This is a genomic window from Staphylococcus sp. HMSC035D11, assembly GCF_001836075.1.
In the GTDB taxonomy this organism is placed as follows: Bacteria; Bacillota; Bacilli; order Staphylococcales; family Staphylococcaceae; genus Staphylococcus; species Staphylococcus hominis.
The window spans coordinates 1-342 of sequence record NZ_KV827263.1 but is presented as its reverse complement, the minus strand read 5'-3'; the positions used below and the strand labels follow the sequence as shown (position 1 = coordinate 342).

1 protein-coding gene is annotated in these 342 nt (G+C 28.1%); it reads right to left on the bottom strand.

Annotated features, from left to right (window positions below):
- Positions 1-10: 10 nt before the first annotated feature.
- Positions 11-250, bottom strand: coding sequence for a DUF3847 domain-containing protein (locus tag HMPREF2647_RS07710; protein ID WP_002505615.1), 240 nt, complete (start codon positions 248-250; stop codon positions 11-13).
- Positions 251-342: the final 92 nt, after the last annotated feature.

The following is a 342-nucleotide window of genomic DNA, read 5'->3' as shown; positions in this document are numbered from 1 at the left end:
GCATCATAAACTACTTCTTTTTAAATTTATTTGGTTTATTTGTATTTATGTAGTTGGAGTACATCTTTAACAATGCTTCTGTTTCCTCTGGACTTAAATGTTCACATTCAAAATACTTTTCAAGCATTGCACCTTTTCGAATCAGTCTATGCGCTCTTTCTTTTCGATCTAAATTTTTTAATCTATTTTTTCTTAATTCAGCTTTTTCAATTGCAGCAGTTGTTTTTTTGAGATTTTTAAAATCATTCATCTTATCACTTACTATTCTGATTAATTTCGTTTTCTGTTAAATCTTCATTATTCTCGTCGCTGCTATTTGGTTTGGCATTTTTAAATTCTTCA

Excerpts from the sequence above, each read along its gene's own strand:
- HMPREF2647_RS07710 (WP_002505615.1), bottom strand. The coding sequence starts at position 250 with ATGAATGATTTTAAAAATCTCAAAAAAACAACTGCTGCAATTGAAAAA.